14 protein-coding genes are annotated in these 17,538 nt (G+C 38.2%); 8 read left to right on the top strand and 6 right to left on the bottom strand.

Annotated elements, in window-relative coordinates; genetic code table 11:
* Positions 1 to 36 precede the first annotated feature (36 nt).
* Both nhaC and QOL76_RS10305 read left to right on the top strand, forming a co-directional pair.
* The gene (nhaC, locus tag QOL76_RS10310; protein ID WP_283412876.1) at positions 37 to 1,509 is read left to right on the top strand and encodes a Na+/H+ antiporter NhaC; all 1,473 of its coding nucleotides are present in this window, start codon (positions 37 to 39) and stop codon (positions 1,507 to 1,509) included.
* Positions 1,506 to 2,105: a 3'-5' exonuclease gene (locus tag QOL76_RS10305; protein ID WP_283412875.1), complete on the top strand. Its 600-nt coding sequence runs from the start codon at positions 1,506 to 1,508 to the stop codon at positions 2,103 to 2,105. The genes nhaC and QOL76_RS10305 overlap by 4 nt, the downstream gene beginning before the upstream one ends.
* On the opposite strand, the gene QOL76_RS10300 is transcribed toward QOL76_RS10305, so the two are convergent.
* Positions 2,098 to 2,724 (bottom strand): IMPACT family protein, encoded by a 627-nt coding sequence (locus QOL76_RS10300; RefSeq protein WP_283412874.1) that lies wholly within the window; start codon positions 2,722 to 2,724, stop codon positions 2,098 to 2,100. The genes QOL76_RS10305 and QOL76_RS10300 overlap by 8 nt on opposite strands.
* 103 nt (positions 2,725 to 2,827) lie before the next feature.
* Here QOL76_RS10300 and QOL76_RS10295 point away from each other — a divergent pair, with 103 nt between their 5' ends.
* Genes QOL76_RS10295 through QOL76_RS10285 form a run of 3 tightly spaced genes read left to right on the top strand, consistent with a single transcriptional unit; the run spans position 2,828 to position 5,106 of the window.
* A complete protein-coding gene (locus tag QOL76_RS10295) occupies positions 2,828 to 3,253 on the top strand; it encodes a sugar 3,4-ketoisomerase (RefSeq protein WP_283412873.1) in 426 nt (141 codons plus the stop codon).
* Positions 3,225 to 4,163, top strand: coding sequence for a hypothetical protein (locus tag QOL76_RS10290; RefSeq protein WP_283412872.1), 939 nt, complete (start codon positions 3,225 to 3,227; stop codon positions 4,161 to 4,163). The genes QOL76_RS10295 and QOL76_RS10290 overlap by 29 nt, the downstream gene beginning before the upstream one ends.
* Positions 4,156 to 5,106, top strand: a complete 951-nt coding sequence (locus tag QOL76_RS10285) for a glycosyltransferase (protein ID WP_283412871.1) — start codon at positions 4,156 to 4,158, stop codon at positions 5,104 to 5,106. Before QOL76_RS10290 ends, QOL76_RS10285 begins: the two co-directional genes overlap by 8 nt.
* Here the strand turns inward: QOL76_RS10285 and QOL76_RS10280 are convergent, their stop codons facing one another.
* From QOL76_RS10280 to QOL76_RS10260, 5 genes are read right to left on the bottom strand one after another with little or no spacing between them, the layout of a single operon-like run.
* Positions 5,107 to 6,378, bottom strand: coding sequence for a M16 family metallopeptidase (locus QOL76_RS10280; protein ID WP_283412870.1), 1,272 nt, complete (start codon positions 6,376 to 6,378; stop codon positions 5,107 to 5,109).
* Positions 6,379 to 6,380: 2 nt separating this feature from the next.
* Positions 6,381 to 7,598, bottom strand: coding sequence for a type IX secretion system outer membrane channel protein PorV (porV, locus tag QOL76_RS10275; RefSeq protein WP_283412869.1), 1,218 nt, complete (start codon positions 7,596 to 7,598; stop codon positions 6,381 to 6,383).
* The gene (gene porU / locus QOL76_RS10270) at positions 7,595 to 10,849 is read right to left on the bottom strand and encodes a type IX secretion system sortase PorU (protein ID WP_283412868.1); all 3,255 of its coding nucleotides are present in this window, start codon (positions 10,847 to 10,849) and stop codon (positions 7,595 to 7,597) included. The genes porV and porU overlap by 4 nt, the downstream gene beginning before the upstream one ends.
* A 1-nt stretch (position 10,850) precedes the next feature.
* Entirely contained in the window at positions 10,851 to 11,537 is a 687-nt protein-coding gene (pssA, locus tag QOL76_RS10265) for a CDP-diacylglycerol--serine O-phosphatidyltransferase (protein WP_283412867.1), read from the bottom strand.
* On the bottom strand, positions 11,534 to 12,187 hold the full coding sequence (locus QOL76_RS10260) for an MBL fold metallo-hydrolase (RefSeq protein WP_283412866.1): 654 nt from the start codon (positions 12,185 to 12,187) through the stop codon (positions 11,534 to 11,536). The genes pssA and QOL76_RS10260 overlap by 4 nt, the downstream gene beginning before the upstream one ends.
* Before the next feature lie 56 nt (positions 12,188 to 12,243).
* Between QOL76_RS10260 and QOL76_RS10255 the strand changes: the two genes are divergently transcribed.
* The 3 genes from QOL76_RS10255 to QOL76_RS10245 are packed head-to-tail and all read left to right on the top strand — an operon-like array spanning position 12,244 to position 17,507.
* Positions 12,244 to 13,290, top strand: a complete 1,047-nt coding sequence (locus tag QOL76_RS10255) for an NAD(P)/FAD-dependent oxidoreductase (RefSeq protein WP_283412865.1) — start codon at positions 12,244 to 12,246, stop codon at positions 13,288 to 13,290.
* Positions 13,291 to 13,311: 21 nt separating this feature from the next.
* Complete coding sequence (locus tag QOL76_RS10250) at positions 13,312 to 16,611, top strand: biopolymer transporter Tol (RefSeq protein ID WP_283412864.1); 3,300 nt, start codon at positions 13,312 to 13,314, stop codon at positions 16,609 to 16,611.
* Positions 16,612 to 16,625: 14 nt separating this feature from the next.
* The gene (locus tag QOL76_RS10245) at positions 16,626 to 17,507 is read left to right on the top strand and encodes a YicC/YloC family endoribonuclease (protein WP_283412863.1); all 882 of its coding nucleotides are present in this window, start codon (positions 16,626 to 16,628) and stop codon (positions 17,505 to 17,507) included.
* Positions 17,508 to 17,538: the final 31 nt, after the last annotated feature.

The raw sequence follows: 17,538 nt of genomic DNA, 5'->3' as shown, positions 1-17,538 counted from the left end.
TTAGATTCAACTCCTTAATCCACCAAATCCCTTTTAATGCAAGGCTTTAATCGTTCTCCAAAAGTTTTTGACGCACTAATCCCCCTGGTTTTTTTGATCGTCTTATTGGTTTTAAATATTCAGGTTTTCGGCACAGATGGTCTTTCAGGTTCCAATCAAATAGTACTTATTCTCTCTTCGATGGTCGCAGCTTTAGTAGCGATTTATCGTTTAGGGTTTAATTGGGAGACACTTCAGGATGGGATGATTAAAAGCATAAGTGCTGCTATGTCCAGTATTCTGATTTTGTTTTTGATAGGGGCATTGGCTGGCACGTGGCTATTGAGTGGGATTGTTCCGGCAATGATTTATTATGGACTTCAGATTTTAAGTCCCACAATTTTCTTGGTTGCAGCATGTATAGTTAGCGCCATTGTTTCTGTGGCTACTGGCAGTAGCTGGACTACAGTTGCCACGGTAGGGGTGGCTTTATTAGGGATTGGTAAAGCGTTGGGGTTTGAAGAGGGGGTTATAGCTGGAGCTATAATTTCTGGAGCTTATTTCGGAGATAAAATGTCCCCACTTTCAGATACTACCAATCTTGCACCAGCTATGGCTGGTACAGATTTGTTCACTCACATTCGTTACATGGCGAAAACCACAATTCCATCAATTACAATCACACTCATCATCTTTATTGTGATTGGATTGAATTATGAGGCCAGTGGAGATGTGAATAACGTGCAGGCTATTTCGAATGTTATTCTCGAGAAATTTAATATTACAGGTTGGCTGTTTATTGTTCCTGTAGTGGTAATTTTCATGATTATCAAAAAAATCCCGGCTATCCCGGCTTTATTGACTGGTGCCTTGTTGGGAGGGCTATTTGCAGTGATTTTTCAGCCAGAAATCATTCGACTGATTGCGGCAGAAAATGCTTCCTACGCCTATCAAAGCTTTAAGGCAGTGATGATGTCACTATACGGAGAAATCAGTATTTCGACTACAAATGATGTGGTAAATGAACTGCTGGTGACCAGCGGCATGGCAGGGATGATGTACACTATCTGGTTGATTATCGCAGCTATGGTATTTGGCGGAATAATGGAAGAAAGTGGTATGCTACGCGTTTTGGCAGAAGCTGTTATCCAAAAAGTCCACAGTATAGGGTCATTGATCGCATCGACTGTCGCCACTTGCGTATTCTTCAATATCACTACTTCAGATCAGTATTTGGCTATTTTGGTACCGGGAAGAATGTATGCAGATGTCTATAAGAAGAGAGGGTTGGCGCCTGAAAACCTCAGTAGAACTTTGGAGGATTCAGGGACTGTAACATCCGTTTTGGTGCCTTGGAATACGTGTGGAGCTACTCAAGCTTCAGTTTTAGGAGTTGCTACATTAACGTATGCTCCCTATTGTTTTTTTAATATTATTAGTCCTTTTATGACCATTCTATATGGCTATTTCAAAATAGGAATCACCTATTATGATGAAGTAGAAGAAGTAGAAGAAGAAAAGTTGGTATGATTCCATTAAAAATTACAAAAGAAGAGGTAAATAACCTTCCACTAGGACAGTTTGAGGGTGAGATGTTTTTAATCGATAAACTTGAAGATGTAGAGGAAGTCGCAGAATTTCTGGTTCAGCAACGCGTCCTCGGCTTTGATACAGAGACAAAACCAGCTTTTAAAAAGGGAGTAACAAATCAGGTTTCCTTATTGCAATTGTCAACCTCTACTCAAGCTTTTCTTTTTAGATTGAATGAAATAGGCTTTCCAGATTCTATTCGGAATATTCTGGAAAAAGAAAGTATTGTGAAAGTGGGAGCGGCTGTTCACGACGATATCAAAGGCTTAGCCAAATTGACAGATTCATTTTATGCAAACTCATTTTTTGACCTAAACGATGAGTTGAAAAGAGTTGGATTTATCAATATAGGAGTGAGAAATCTTTGTGCGATGGTATTAGGGATCCGCATTTCCAAGTCTGAACAAGTTTCTAACTGGGAGGCAGAAAAGTTGACTGTTAAGCAGCAGCGCTATGCCGCCACAGATGCCTGGGGATGTTTAGAAATATTCAAAAAGCTCAAAGCTGAAGGGTATTTAGACGAGTTGTTTAAATAACGGTTAACTCCAAATCTTTTATTTCCTCAAGTGAACTAATAATCAGCTCTTCTAATCCTTTTCTGAATTCTAACTTCATTTCGCAGCCTAAGGTCATTTCTTGAGACAGAATTTGAAGGTCATGGATTTTGATGAGTTTCATCACATCGTTCATCACGGGGTAGGGGAATTGAATGGAGACGGAAATTTTTACTCGCTCTTCGATAATTTCATTTGCTTCTATCGCTAAAGCAGCGGAGGTTTTGTAGGCCTGAATTAATCCTCCCATTCCCAGTTTTGTTCCGCCAAAATAGCGAACCACTACGATTAGAATGTTAGTTAAATTATTTGATCTGATTTGTCCCAAAATGGGATCTCCGGCAGAATGATTAGGCTCTCCATCATCATTTGCTCTAAATTGGTCTGCATCTTTACCCAGAGCCCAGGCAAAGCAATGATGCCGAGCGTCATAGTACTTTTTTCTTAGCTCTGCTAGGTGAGTTTTGATTTCTTCTTCATTTTTAACCGGAAATGAAAAATAGAAAAACTTACTACTTCTATCCTTATAAAGCCCTTCACTGCTTCTGCGCACGGTAAAAAATGTATCTTCGAATGTTGACTCGTCTCCGAGGTCTGACATGGATTTCATTAAGTTGATGTGCAGCGAATTTAGAAAATTAACAACTAGGTAACAGGTTATCCATTCGAATTAACTTACTTTTATCGGGAGGAAAAAAAGAAGAATGCCTGAATCTGTTACCGCAAAATCGCCTTATCTTTTCACTTTGCCAGGGAACTCCAAGGAAACTGGAAGTCTTTCCTTTTGGGAGAATTTGGATCTCTTTCCTGAAGGGATTCAGCGATGTTTTTGGATATACGGAGTGCAGGAAGGGGAGAGCCGAGGCAATCACGCTCATTGGCAAGAATCACAGGTAATTGTAGCAGTGGCAGGAAAGATATTTCTGGACATTCAGTCGGTACAAGGCGAGGTCTTTAAGTTCGAACTTAGCTCCCCGGAACAAGCTGTTTATATTCCTCCCTTACATTGGTTAGTTGCCAGATTTACATCCAACTCGGTATTACTTGGTATGTCAGATCAGGCTTTTTCAGAAGATGATTACATCAGAGACCTAGACTATTTTGGAAAGCTTCAAAAAGGGGACAAGTGATCTTCACGAACTAAGGGTTGTTTCCTCTTTGAATGAGGAAAAAGACTTTTTCTTAGGTAATACCCTAATTGGTGACTGTCAGGACCAACTTGATTTTATCTGGGAGAAAAAGAAAAAGACAAAAGCGCTAATCACTTTTGCAATCACTAAAACAGGTGAAGCAATTTCAATTCCCAAATCACCCTTTGGCGGTTTTTGGATAGTAGATAGCCTTAGTTCAGCCTCATTGGAATCTTTTATCTTTGCTGTTGTTGAGGATTTGCGCCATAGAGGAGTAAAATCAATAACTCTATCCCAAGCCCCAAAACCTTACGAGCCTCATACTGATTTGATAAATTATCTTTTAGGGAAGTGTGGTTTTGATCAAGCAAAAGTGCTTAGTCATCATTTTTTTATTGGGAAAAAGAAAATTAAAAAACAGACTCAAAAAGAATCTTCCAAGATTCAATCCAATCGAAAAAATGCAGACATTAAAGTCAGTCACTCGTCGATTTCCAACTTTGGGTTTTTAAAATACATCAAATCTTGGAACACTCAGAAAGGCTATGAGGTAACACTTGATGAAAACAGAATTGTGCAGCAAGTGTCTGAATATCCAAATCGATATTTTCTGATCACGTTAAGCAAAAATGGCCAAGCAATTGGCTATTCGCTGAGTGTAAAACTTACCGGAAATTCCTTGTATTATTTTTTGTCAGCGATCAATCCTCAAATTCCCGTGAAGAATGGAGGTGATTTGATACTAAATGAGCTTTTTCAGCTTGCTGTAGAGCAAAAAGTAGAGTTTGTAGACCTAGGTTCTTCAGATCTTGATGAAGAGGTCAATCATAAGTTGATGTTTTTTAAATCGCGCTTTTCAAATGATATAAGCAATAAAATCACCTGGGTGAAAACGATAAAGAATGTATAGGACTGATCAGGTTACAGTGATATGTATTGCTTTCAACCATGAAAAGTGGATTGAGAAGGCTTTGGTCAGTGTGCTCCTTCAAGATTATCAGCCGAAGAAATTGATTGTAGTGGATAATGGAAGTACTGATAAGACACCAGCCATAATTAGGGAATGGGTAACGAGTAATTCTGAGCAAATTCAAGTTACAGCAATATATAAGCATGAATCTATTCCTTATTGCAAGCTTTTTAATGAAGTTTTGAATCAGGTTGAAAGCCAGTTTGTAATTGACCTATCTGGAGATGATTTTTTGTATTCAAATCATCTTTCTGCCTCTATAGACAAATTAAAGTTGGTCCCGTCAGCCGCATTTGTATTTTCTGATGCTAAGATTTTAGATGAAAATGGAAAAGAAACTTCCTTTTATAATCTTGAGGATTATAGAGAATTAGAAAAGTTAACGCTAGAGAATAAAATGTATGAAACTCTTATCTGCAAAAATTATATCTCAGCTCCTACGGTAGTTTTTAATGCAGAAATTCTTAAAAAAGCTGGTGGCTATGATTCTGAGCTTTCTTATGAAGATTTTGATATTCAACTACGTTTAACTAGAGGTTTTCCTATCCTATTTTCAGATCACATAGGAGTTCTAAAAAGAAAGCATGAGAACTCGCTATCTGCTAGACAATATCAACGCTACCATTCCAAAATGCTTCCGAGTACACTCCGTGTTTGTGAGAAGATCAAGAAAATGAATAAAAATACGGAAGAGGATGAGGCGTTGAAGGCTAGGTTGTTTTATGAGCTAAAGCATGCGCTGTGGTCGGCGAATTTTGGATCCGCAAGAGGTTTTGCAAAACTTGCAGCTGAAATGAATTGTAAGGGGTTTGAATTTAGCTTATATAGACTGTGGATTTGGACTGGGTTAGATATCTCGTGGTTGTATATTAGGCTAACCTAATCAGCCGACTACCACTTCTATATAGGGTGTATTGCTAAAGTATTTTTTTCCTACATTCTTTATTTCTTCCGAAGTAAATTTCTTTAAAAATGCCAATTTCCGAGCATAATAATCGAAATCCATTCCTGAGTGATGAACAGCCTTGAACCTATCAATTAAGTCAAATGAAGTACTGAATTGCTTCAACATTTGTCCGATTAGATAGTTTCGAACCACTTCTAATTCCTGCCCATTGACTCCATCTTCAGTCAATTTTTTGATTTCGTGGTAAATCTCTTCAATCACATCTAAATAAAACTCTTTTTGAACATCGGCTGATATTACCCAATAATGAGCATCTCCAATTTCGGCTAATGATGAAAAAATGCCATAGGTATGACCTTTGTCCTCTCGTATATTTTTAACTAATCGGGAGCCGAAATACCCTCCTAAAATAGTGTTGAACACCGAGAGGGCAATGAAGTCAGGGTGCGTTTGGGGGATAGACCAATTTCCTATGCGAATACTGCTTTGTACAGACTTATCTCTTGGTTCTGTTACTGCCATTAAGGTGTTAATACTTGGCAAAAGTACGGATTCCACTACTTCCCGGTTTGGTAGGTCTCCTAGTAGTTTGCAAAGGCTCTCAAGTTCCTTTGAATCAAAATCCCCTGTAACAAAAATTTCTAAATCTTGCCATAACATATCGTTGTAGTAAGAAACCAAAAGATCTCTAGTGATGCTTTCAACATGGCTTTCGTTAACTTCAACACCATAGGGGTGATTAGCTCCAAAAAGGCATTTTCTGAATAATTGACTTGCTCTCGAAGCTGTTTTCTCCTTTTCTAATTTGATGCTGAGTTTTCTCTGAGACTGGCGTTTTTCCAGCATATCCTGCGGGAAAGTTGCCTCCATGAACAAGGATAAGAACTCTTTTAAAACAACGTTGAGATGTTTTTTGGTGGACAATAGACCCAAACCTTCATGAGAATAAGTTTGAATTGGGTGGACTTCAGAAGCATAAAAATCAAAAAACTCAGCTATTGCACCCGCGCTTTTAGTTTTTGTGCCTTCCTGTAACATCTGAAGAGTGAATGAGGAAACAAGGGTTTGCTCAAGCGGAAGTGATGCTCGCTGACCTTTGCAGAGTACATCAATTTTAGTTGCCTCCAAGCCTGGAGTGGGTACAAAAAAGAACTTAGCACCATTGGAAAGTTTAAGTTCCAAAGGTGGCAATAGTTCAAAATCCTCTGGAACGTTAAAATCCGGAGCCTTTGACCTGTCTAATAACATTATTAATTGGGGATATTATACATCAAAGAGAATCGTAATGTCTCTGCGAGTGGGTGATTTTGTTGTTGGGGTACCAGGTATGAAAAGTCAAATCCAAGCCTTTTTAAGTCGAAACCTACACCCATTGTGAAGTATTTTCTGCCGCCTTTATTTGGATTCTCATAAAAATATCCAGTACGTAATGCAAATTTATCGTCGTAGTTATATTCAACTCCAAAAGAAATCGTAATCTCCTGCATTTCTTCAGAAAATCCCCCTGGAGCATCTGCAAATGAGCCAAACATGCCTGAAATAAGCGGACGATTTGGGTCTTTACCGTTTCCAGGTTCTATGATAAGATTTCCATTTTCATCTGTTTCCAAGGTCCCGTCTTCATTGGTAGCATAGATTGGTGGTGTAGGAACCAAAAGTTTATTGAGATCTAACGCAAAAGTCAAAGTATTCACAGCGTCAAGGTCTATGGAATAAGCAGTTCCTACTTTCAAGTTGGTAGGAATGTAATCTAAATCATCAGCTGAATTATAGGTGATTTTAGGGCCAATATTTGTGATGCTAAGTCCCCAAGAGAAGTTTGCGTCTTTAGCTCCAGCGAAAATTGGTTTAGAATAATAAAGGCCAACATCTGTTCCGACGCTAATACCTGGTTTAGCTTCATTTCCGCCTACTGAAGAGATATTACCAGAAAGATTTGAGTAGATAAATCGAGCTGAAATACCTAAACCTAGGTAAGAAGAAAGCTTTCTAGAATAGGTTCCACCAATTGCAATATCTCTTGGGTTAAACTCACCCAATGGATTACCTCGTCCATCAGTCAATTGTATGTCACCCATATTGAAGTAACGTAAGTCAAATCCAAATGCTGAAACCTCATCAATTCTAAAATATCCGGTCAAGTAACTTAAAGACATGTCATTGACAAGTTTTCCAAGCCATGGCGAATAGGAAAGTGAAAAGCCCATTTGATCTTCTACAAAAGCAAGTTGGCCTGCATTCCAATGAGCTGAACTAGCATCCGGCGATAGGGCTACACCAGCATCCCCCATTCCAGAATGTCTAGAGTCTGGAGCAAAATTCAAAAAAGGAACAGCCGTAGTTATCACTCTTCGATCAGGATCCTGACCAGAAATGATAGTGCTGTTCTGTGCATACACAGATAAAGTAGCCAGGGTAAAAACTGCAATAAGTAGGTTTTTCCTTTTATTAGTGGCTATTTTTTTCATTGAATTAATATTTGTCCGCTTACTGAATCTACAGAATTATCAAGTTCTGATTGTAGCGTTAGTTTGTAAATATAAGTTCCTTTTGCTGGATATTTGGTTTGGTTTTGGAAAAAAAACCAAACCAAATCATCTAGTTTAGCATTGGCCTTGACTAAACGTTCACTTTCTATAAATAGTGTCTTGCCATCCGTTTGGAAAACGGCAAGGGTAAGAATTAAATTTTCACCCGGTTGATTATGTTCAAGTTCAAAACGACTCTCAATAACTGCTGGGTTGGGATAAGTTTTGTGACTAAGTATTCTTAATTTATCACTTCCCTCTACAATAATCTCCTGATTCAATACACTCCCGTTTCCTAAGTTATCCCATGCGCGGATAGTTACCAAATTCTTTCCTTCTTTTAACCCTTCCAATACAAACGTCACTTTACCGAATTTGTATGTGTCATTTTCTGAGGTGAAATATCTATTTAATAGTTCGGGGTCATCATCATTTATTTGAACTGTTAGATTTTCAGATGGTAGAAAACCTGAAATATTTATACCACTGGAGTCTGAAAAAGTTGCTTCCATTTTTATTGTTTTGGAAGGGAATATATAAGGCGATTCTACTTTTCCTCCAAAAGTAGCTGCTATAATTGGCCCTTCTGTATCCAAAGGCGGATTGCTTGTAATACCTCCAATCAATATTTGGCTAAATCCAAAAGCCTCCCAGTTTTGATTCGTACTTTCTCCATAAATTTGGACTTTTCCTTCTCCAAATTCTAAATCTATATTTTTAGGGATAATCATAGTACCATTGATTATTCCAGCTACTATTTTACCCTTGCCTTTGAAAATCAAATTTTCTGATACTTCAAAATCTATCGGATTACTCTCGTCACCCAAGGTTTTTTCCGTGCTAGGTTTGTCATGCAATTCAATCGTGTATTCACCTTCAAACGAAGTAGAAATACCGCCTGTATTTGGATTAATTACTTCTGCTTCAAAAGCTACTTCATGAAGAGCGGAAAGTGTGTCTAGGATAGTTTGATTTTGGGGGTTTTTAAAAGAAGTAAACTCAATTCGAAACTCTGGACTAGCCAGTTTCATACTTGGATCGGCTAAAAGGCTAAAATTTCTGTTTAGCGATCCATTTAAACTTTTGTTTTTAGTATTTCTAAATATGCTCCCCAGATCTTGATAGTGCTCATTTTCCAGTTTAAAAACCTCCTTAAAAAAGGCGGCATTTAATGAAAAGTTCACACTACTAAATACGGGTCTGCCTGTGGTCAAAAGTCCAATAGCACCTTTATTCGCAAAAGTCAAAAGTTCCTCAGCGGCAGATCTCAAGAAGGGACTATCATGCCTTCCAAATTCGCAGGTGGCTGTAACCCATAATGCCAGTTTTTCCTGTTTTGCCCAGTTTGAAATATCCGATGTTAGAAATACTTCTTCAGCAGTTAAAGTAGTTTCATTGCCATGACCAATGAAATTGAGGAGCAAAGTTCCTTTTTCGAGGGTTTCTTCTAAAGCGATTTTTGCCTGTGGAGAAGACTGTCTTTCTCCTGTTTTCTCTTGGGCAAATCGGTCTAGATATAATTTCTGTCTTCTGAAGTCTTGATGATTCTCTTTTAAATAGGATGCATGCGCCTCTGAGTCTCGTAAGTGGATATTGTTATCGCCATCGTCTGCGAAGAAGGTTACTGTTTTTTTCCAGTCCCCCGCGATTGGATTACTTTCGTAATTGATGATTTTATCTACTACGATTTTGGCTTCTTGCGCATTGATTACTGGTAATCTTCCAATACCAATTTGCATAAGTTCGTCTCCTTCCTTGGTTTCTTCCCATTTTCCTTGACCAAATTCAATGAGTGAGAAATAATCGTCAGAGCTAAATGTGGATAGAGGATCCAAACTATTCCTGCTGGTGTAGATAGGAACTAGGTTAGGTCTACCACCCAAAATCCCTTTGTAGTCAAATGTTCCTTTTCCTAAAATCAGGACATTTTGGAGTTTACCACCTTGGTGATAATGCCAGGCTATAAAATTTCGAATGGCATTTAAATCAGGATTACCATAGCCGAATGAATCGTAGATTTCATCTAAGAAGGCTACTTCCGTGTATATACCCATTCCAAGTTTATGGAGGCTCAGTTTATTGGCTGAATTACTCAGGATTTTAGGAGCGATTATAAGAAGATCTGGCCACGCGGATTGGGTTCGAAGAGTAGTTTTAGCCGGTTCTATATCTGAGATGACTTTTACTTTATTTTCATCAAAGACAATTAATTTCTGTCCAGTAACTATACTTCCAGTACTCAAATCAATTGCTTTTGGATTATAAAAATCTCCAACCTCCCAGACTGATAAGCCAGCCAAGCCTGACAGTGAAATTGTAGACTCTTGATTCATAGAATAAACCCCTTCATCCAAAGAATCACTTGAGTTTGGAACTCCAATTCCTATGTATTCAAAATAACCCGCATCATTTGAACTGGAGGCCTGGAAAGAAACTCTCAATCTCTCCACCTTTCTGTCCAAAGGTGAAAAACTCTCATTTACCCATACTTCTTCTCCCTTAATTGCGTAGGTGTTGGAAGGGATTCCCGCAAGTGAATTCTCAGAGATAATCAAATCATCTACAGCTAAACTGATCTGTGAAGCCGAACTCGAACTCCCCATCAATTTGGCAGATAGCTTCCATTCGGCATTAGAATTTGATTGCAATGGAAAAGAATATCCACGAGTTATTCCAGGTGCAATCGCTCGAGAGTACCATGTTCTACCAGAGTTCAGAATATTGTTTTCATCTTCTTTGAGCCAATTCCATTGGTATAGAATAGTTGGATTTAGGGTGCCTGATTTTCCGGGAATTGTCGCTATTCTTTTTGGCTTAGGTGTTGTTCCGATGAGAAAACTTATCGAATCAGAAAATGTATTGTGTAGATATTCAATTCCTTCCTCAATGTGAGCGTAACTATGGGGAGATGGAAGATAGAAGTACAGATGATCATCTTTTTCCAATAAAGGTATTTCTTGCAATGTTAAATTTTCAGGCTTTAATAGTTGTGGTAACATACCCGGGTAACCATAAATGGCTATTTCGCTCAGGGAATTGGCTCCTAAACTTTGAGCCTGAGTTGCACTTAGTCTGTAAATACCTTCCTCGGCAACTTTGAATTTGTAAAATGAATTTTGACCAAAAGCCAATCCAGTCAACAAAATGTTGATAATCAGAGTGAATAGTAGCTTGTGGCAAGTGCAGAACATTCTAGCGAGAAGCGTTTTCTACTACTGACAATCCTAAATAGGCTAAAATCACAATAGGTATGCCCGCCAATCCAAAGATTAAAATCATGGATGCCCCAATAGCTAAAAGCGCGTATCTGAACTTGTTTTGGGTTAGGGAATATGATTTGAATTTCAAAGCTATCAGGGGAAGCTCCAAAAGAAGAAGTATTGAAAAGACCCATGCTATTCCTATAAGGAACAATGGCGAAGTAAGCCAAGTACCAACTTTAGGCCATTGAATTGCAAAATATGGCAAAGTGCTTATAAACAATGCATTTGCTGGAGTAGGTAGACCAATGAATTTATCAGTTTGCCTAGTGTCTAGGTTGAACTTTGCCAATCGAAGTGCTGAGAACAAGGGTACGATCAACGTCACGTATGGGAGCCATTCAATAGATGTGCTGACTTTAGTCATTTGAAAAAAAATTGCCCCTGGAAGAACCCCAAATGAAATCAAGTCAGCTAGTGAGTCAAGTTGTTTTCCTAATTCTCCTTGAACGTGTAATAGCCTTGCAGCAAAACCATCAAAAAAATCGAAAACTGCTGCTAGAATAATAAAATAGGCCCCTGAAACGATATTTCCATTAATCACCCAAATAATCCCTATTACTCCGGACAGTAAATTGAGAAGTGTTATTGTATTTGGGATATGAGATTTAATTTTCAAGGTCTTGCATTTTTACCCACGAATGGGTTGTGAGTTTTTTCGAATCCAATGGTTGTCTCTGGACCATGCCCTGGATAGATCACTGTTTCGTCCGGAAGGGAGAATAGTTCGGATTTTATTTTGCTCAATAATAATTCATGATTTCCTCCAGGTAGGTCTGTTCTTCCAATGCTACCTCTAAATAACGTATCGCCTGCAATGCATTGATTAGAGGCTTTATGGTAAAAAACCACATGACCTGGTGCATGACCCGGCACAAAGATGATTTTCAGAACCTCATCGCCAACTTTAATTTCATCTCCTTCTACGAGAAACCCATCGGCTTGGCTACTTTCATAGCCTACAAATCCATAATTCGGTGCATAAACTTCCACGGCTTTTAAAACAGAAGCTTCTTCTCTATGAATAAAGAGATCGACCCCAAATGTTTTTTTTGCCCACGCGTTACCCAAGACATGATCCACATGGCAATGCGTATTTAAAAGTTGGGTAATTCGAATCTTTTTCTCAGTCACAAAATCAAGCAGTTCTTTTCGCTCAGCTAAATCAAAACACCCTGGGTCTATTAATGTTCCATTGCCTTTTTCATCATAAAGCAAATAGGTGTTTTCTTGAAAAGGGTTGAAGGTAAAAGACTTAATATATAGCATGGGAAATGTATGTGAGAATTGAGACAAAATAAGGAATTAAACCTTTATTTTGGGTTATGAAAATTGATTTTTTGCTCATTGGACAAGGACTTGCAGGAACAGCACTTGCCTATAGACTGAAGCAAGCTGGTAAGAAAATTAAGATAATTGATCAGCCTGGAGCTAATAATTCCAGTAGAGTTGCTGCGGGGCTTTTCAATCCAGTAACCGGAAGAAAAATGGTCAAAACCTGGAAAGCAGATTTGCTATTTCCCAGAATCAAACCCTATTATCGGGAATTGGAAGAAATTACTGGCCACAAGTTCCTTATTGAAAAAGCAATTTACCGGCCTTTTTTGAGTATAGAGGAGCAAAATGAGTGGATGGGGCACAGTGCTGACCCAGCTTTTGAGGCTTATCTGGAAAAGATATATCAAGAAAGTCAATCAGAATATTTGAAAGATCCTTATGGCGGGGTGATGCTTCGCAATTCAGGTTGGCTGAATATCAATAATCTACTTGATGCAATGTCTACGTATTTTAGAGAGGAATTAATTTTAGAAACATTTAATGAGTCTATACTCTTGCAGGATGGAGGGTTTTGGGTTTATCGGGATATCGAAGCAAAAGCCGTTGTTTATTGCAATGGGCTTGGTGCGATGGGCTCCCGGTTTTTCAGTTTTCTTCCTTTTGCCCCAGTCAAAGGAGAAATTTTGGAAGTGAAGCAAGAGTTTTCGCCGAATTATGTTGTTAATAGAGGCGTTTTTAGGGTTCATCTAGGTAATAATATACATCGTGTAGGCTCTACTTATACTAAACATGATTTGGACGTAGGGCCGACAAATGAAGCTAAAGGAGAACTTCTGGGTAAATTGAAGGAGTTGGTCAAGATGCCTGTGGATGAAATTACCAGCCATAAGACAGGAATTAGGCCAGCAACTAGGGATAGAAAACCATTTTTGGGAAAACATCCTACCGAGGTAGGCGTTTACATATTCAATGGATTTGGAGCCAAAGGAGTGTCACTAATTCCCTATTTTAGTGATATAATGGCTGACCACCTTCTAAATGATAAGGCAATTGACCACGAAGTGGACATAGCTCGGTATTTTAATTATATTTAAAGACATCTTTCAGCAAATAGAATGCGATATCACCTTTTCCGAATTTTAGTTTTTGCTGGGTTATGGTTGAATTCATTTATTGCCCTGGCCCAATTTGATCAGGAGCGTTTTGGGAAAAACAGAATTCAGCACCAGCAGTTTGAATGGTATTTTTATTCCTCAAATAACTTTGAGGTATATTACTATGATAGAGGTGGCGCGAATGCCAAAATGGCCATTGATTTTCTGGAAAGTGAGTTTAATCGCCTGACTCAGATGATTGGCTATGTGGCATATACCAAGCCAAAAATCTATATATACAATTCTCCAGAGGAGCTTTTGCAAAGCAACATCAACTTAAACAAGGAGGAATATAGTGAGCAAGGACAAACGAACTTCAATAGACTGCTAGCGGAAGTAGCTTACAAAGGAGAGGTTGATGAATTTAAGGATGATTTGCTCTATGGCACTGTAAAGGTTATTATCGAAGAGATGCTTTATGGTTCATCAGTCTCTGATGCTTTCCAATCCAACCTGACCAATAGCTTCCCAGAGTGGTATGTAGATGGGGTAGCTCTATATTTAGCTAAAGGCTGGAGTCGTGAGATGGATGACTTTGTGAGACATTATTTTGAGGAAGAAGAAACGCCAAAAATCCTCAAATTGAAAGAAAAAGAAGCTGCTTTGGTGGGCCAATCAGTGTGGAATTATATAGCAGAAAGATATGGAAGAAGGTATGTTTCCAGTATTCTTAATCTTTCGAGAATAAATAGAAACGAGGAAAACAGTATAGCCAACACGGTAGGGTTAAATTATAAAACGTTCACCGAAGATTGGAAAAAGTACTACTTGGATATAAACAAGCAGGTTTCGTCGACTTTCAAAGACCCTAATAGAAGCGCTGCAGTAGCTGAAACATCCCCAAGATTTATAGGGGCGATCAATGATATAAAGTTTAGCCCTGACGGATTGAACTTGGCTTATGTGATCAATAATGGAGGGAAATATAAGGTTCAAATAAGAGAGATAAGCTCTGGTCGCGAACAGACAATTTTCGCTGGAGGAACATCCCTTCAAGATCAGGAAGCAAATTTCACTTCCCCAATAATAGCTTGGAGAGATTCCGCAAATATTGCAATTGCATCTTTCAAAAGAGGTTTTACTACACTTAGATTGAGATCAATTGATGGCTCCAATCAGGATAAGATTTTCTTAAGAAATATCACTCAGATCCTAAGCCTTGATTTCAATAGCACAGGGAAGAACATGGTGCTTTCAGCCATTTCTAATGGGAAATCTGATATTTATACCTTAAATACCAGAGGTGCTGGCAAAAGGTTAACCAATGATTCCTTTGATGAATTAACACCTGTGTTTTTGAATGATTCAACTATAATTTATTCCTCCAATGCGACCAGTTTGCCGGATTCGTTAATGGGGAAAAACCTCGAGTTATCATCCTTGCCAGATTATTATAATCTTTACATGGTACAGGTCACCGACACGGTAATCACTAAGCAGCTTACTAATTCCAATAGTAAAAATATTAGACCAAGGAAAATTAATAGTAATGCTATCGTTTACTTAAGCGATTTAAGTGGAATCAATAACCTGATGCGCATGAGTATAGGAAATCAGGTGTCTAATCAGATTTCTGCGTTCAATAAGAGTATTGAAGCCTTCGATATAAACAGTAGAATGAATAGGATGGCTTATTCTGTCCGAGATGGGAGGGAGAGTTTTCTAGTAGTTGAAGGGTTCTCTAGTTCTGATCAGTTTACTCCGAGTACTCCAAGAATACAGCTCGAACAAGCTAAGAGTCTTAATGAAAGAATGGCAGCGAGAAGATTATTAGAGGAAAAGCAAGCCAGTGAAAATCAATCGATAAATCCGCAGCAAGACAGTAAACAATTAATGCAACCTGCGATCAAGCTGGATACCATACCGAAGAATTCTACCTCTTCAATTGATCTTAAGCGCTTAAATTTTGAGTCTAAAAATGGTATCAATACTGATAATTATAGCTTTGATACTTTACCAACTAACCTTGGCACCCAGCCAGTAGTTGCTGGTGCTTCAGAATCTAAAACGAATTTGTTAGAATCGTTTAGGAAAGAAAGTCTAAGAAAAAGAGTGACTGGACCTAGGCAAATGGAGCCTCAGTTTTTTATAAATAGTATCAATACCCGTTTTGTGGTAGATCCTTTAAGAGGGTTTGGAATTGGAATGACTGGTAAAATGACTGATTTACTTGATAACCATGTGTTCCAAGGTGGGGTAATGACCACGCTTGATTTCAGGTCTGGTGGTGATATATTCTTTGAATATGAGTATTTGAAAAGCAGGGTAGACTTTAAAGGAAGATTTGATCGTAGGACAATCAGGGTTTCTGAAGGTGATATTACTATTCAGAAATATGTGTTGACTAAAGCGGAACTGGGTTTTTCTTACCCTTTAAATGCAAATGCAAGAGTCTCTTTATCACCTTTCGTAGCCAAAACACAGTATTTCAATCTTAATCCAGATTCCTTAATTATCAGTCAAAGTCCCGAGCAGAATAGACTAGATGTAAATTATTTAGGAGGAAAAGCGGAATTCGTTTATGATCGTACCCAGCCACTAGGATTGTATTCTCAACGAGGTTTTAAAGGTAAAATAGGCTATACTCAATATCAATCCTTTAATAATAAGGACCGCTCCTTTGGGAATTTCTATCTTGATTTGAGAGAATACAGAGCTATTCACAAGAACATTGTTATTGCAGCAAGACTTTATGCAGGGTCCTTTATGGGAAATAATCCGCAAACTTATATGCTTGGAGGAATGGATAATTGGCTGTTTAATGACTTTTATCGCCCACCTTCCAATCGTCCAGAGTCTTCTCCCATCAGAAACCCTACCGGTGTAGAAAATTCTAATATCCTTTTCGCTGATTTTGTAGATTTGAGAGGATATGATTATGATGAAATTCGCGGTAGAAACATGGTCACTTTCACTGCTGAATTAAGAATACCTGTATTCTCGTATTTGACTAGGGGAAACATCACTTCGAATTTCATTCGTAATTTCCAGCTGATTGGGTTCTATGACATAGGCTCAGCTTGGAATGATGCAGCACCATGGGAGCGTGTGAATGATCAAAACACCGAAGTAATTAACACAGAAGGATCCCCTTTTACGATTACCCTAAATAACTTCAATAATCCTTGGCTTCAGAGCTACGGGGCCGGATTAAGAACAGTTTTACTCAACTACTATGTTAAATTTGACGTAGCGAGACCAATTAGAAATTATGAAGCCGAAGATTTAAAGTTCTATGTAACTTTGGGCTTCAATTTCTAACAACAAACTTTATTATGATCAAATCAATGACCGGCTTCGGAAACGCCGGATTTGAAGATGAGCGAATGGTGATCCAAGTAGAAGTTCGCTCGCTCAATTCAAAATTTTTGGATCTTTCAATCCGCAGTCCAAGACAGTTTAATGATAAAGAGCTAGAAATTAGAAATCTGGTTCAATCTATTTTGGACAGAGGTAAAGTGAGTATTTCGATTGATTTTCAATCCAAAGGATCGGCAGAAATGCCAGTGAGTATTAATGAGGATTTGTTTAACCTCTTTTATCAAAAATATAAGGGGCTTGCAGAAAGTGTAAATGATGATTCTCAAGACATTTTCAAGCTTGCTCTTCAGTCTCCAACGGTAATTACTCAGATAACAGGTGAGCAAAGAGATGATCAAGCGGATTGGGAGGAAATAAAAAAAGTCCTGATTACAGCATTAAATAAATGTGATTCATTTCGTCAGGATGAAGGCAACTCTCTGGAAGAAAAGCTTCAGAGCAATATTAAAGCAATAGACGCTGGATTATCAATCATTCAGGAAAATGAAGGTAACCGCAAGGCTAGAATCAAGCAAAAGATTAGAAATCATTTTAACGAATGGCTAGACGAAAATTCTTTTGATGCCAACAGGTTTGAGCAAGAACTGATTTATTATTTTGAAAAGCTAGACATTACAGAAGAAATCGTTCGTTTGGACACACACTTGAAATATTTTGCCAAGTGCCTTACTGAAGAAACAAATCAAGGTAAAAAACTTGGATTTATTTCGCAGGAAATTGGAAGAGAGATCAATACCATCGGGTCAAAGGCAAATGACGCTGAAATGCAAAAACATGTGATTCTAATGAAAGATGAACTCGAAAAAATTAAAGAGCAATCTTTGAATGTATTATAAGAAAAAAGGGGCTTAGAGCCCCTTTTTCTTG

The sequence above is a fragment of the Algoriphagus winogradskyi genome (assembly GCF_900182815.1).
Taxonomy (GTDB): Bacteria; Bacteroidota; Bacteroidia; order Cytophagales; family Cyclobacteriaceae; genus Algoriphagus; species Algoriphagus winogradskyi.
The sequence above is the reverse complement of the archived record's forward strand: the minus strand, read 5'-3'. Positions and strand labels throughout refer to the sequence as shown.

What these genes read in the sequence shown, in the direction of transcription:
- nhaC (WP_283412876.1), top strand. Translation starts at nt 37, where the DNA reads ATGCAAGGCTTTAATCGTTCTCCAAAAGTTTTTGACGCACTAATCCCC.
- QOL76_RS10305 (WP_283412875.1), top strand. Translation starts at nt 1,506, where the DNA reads ATGATTCCATTAAAAATTACAAAAGAAGAGGTAAATAACCTTCCACTA.
- QOL76_RS10300 (WP_283412874.1), bottom strand. Translation starts at nt 2,724, where the DNA reads ATGTCAGACCTCGGAGACGAGTCAACATTCGAAGATACATTTTTTACC.
- QOL76_RS10295 (WP_283412873.1), top strand. Translation starts at nt 2,828, where the DNA reads ATGCCTGAATCTGTTACCGCAAAATCGCCTTATCTTTTCACTTTGCCA.
- QOL76_RS10285 (WP_283412871.1), top strand. Translation starts at nt 4,156, where the DNA reads ATGTATAGGACTGATCAGGTTACAGTGATATGTATTGCTTTCAACCAT.
- QOL76_RS10280 (WP_283412870.1), bottom strand. Translation starts at nt 6,378, where the DNA reads ATGTTATTAGACAGGTCAAAGGCTCCGGATTTTAACGTTCCAGAGGAT.
- porV (WP_283412869.1), bottom strand. Translation starts at nt 7,598, where the DNA reads ATGAAAAAAATAGCCACTAATAAAAGGAAAAACCTACTTATTGCAGTT.
- porU (WP_283412868.1), bottom strand. Translation starts at nt 10,849, where the DNA reads ATGTTCTGCACTTGCCACAAGCTACTATTCACTCTGATTATCAACATT.
- QOL76_RS10260 (WP_283412866.1), bottom strand. Translation starts at nt 12,187, where the DNA reads ATGCTATATATTAAGTCTTTTACCTTCAACCCTTTTCAAGAAAACACC.
- QOL76_RS10255 (WP_283412865.1), top strand. Translation starts at nt 12,244, where the DNA reads ATGAAAATTGATTTTTTGCTCATTGGACAAGGACTTGCAGGAACAGCA.
- QOL76_RS10250 (WP_283412864.1), top strand. Translation starts at nt 13,312, where the DNA reads ATGCGATATCACCTTTTCCGAATTTTAGTTTTTGCTGGGTTATGGTTG.
- QOL76_RS10245 (WP_283412863.1), top strand. Translation starts at nt 16,626, where the DNA reads ATGATCAAATCAATGACCGGCTTCGGAAACGCCGGATTTGAAGATGAG.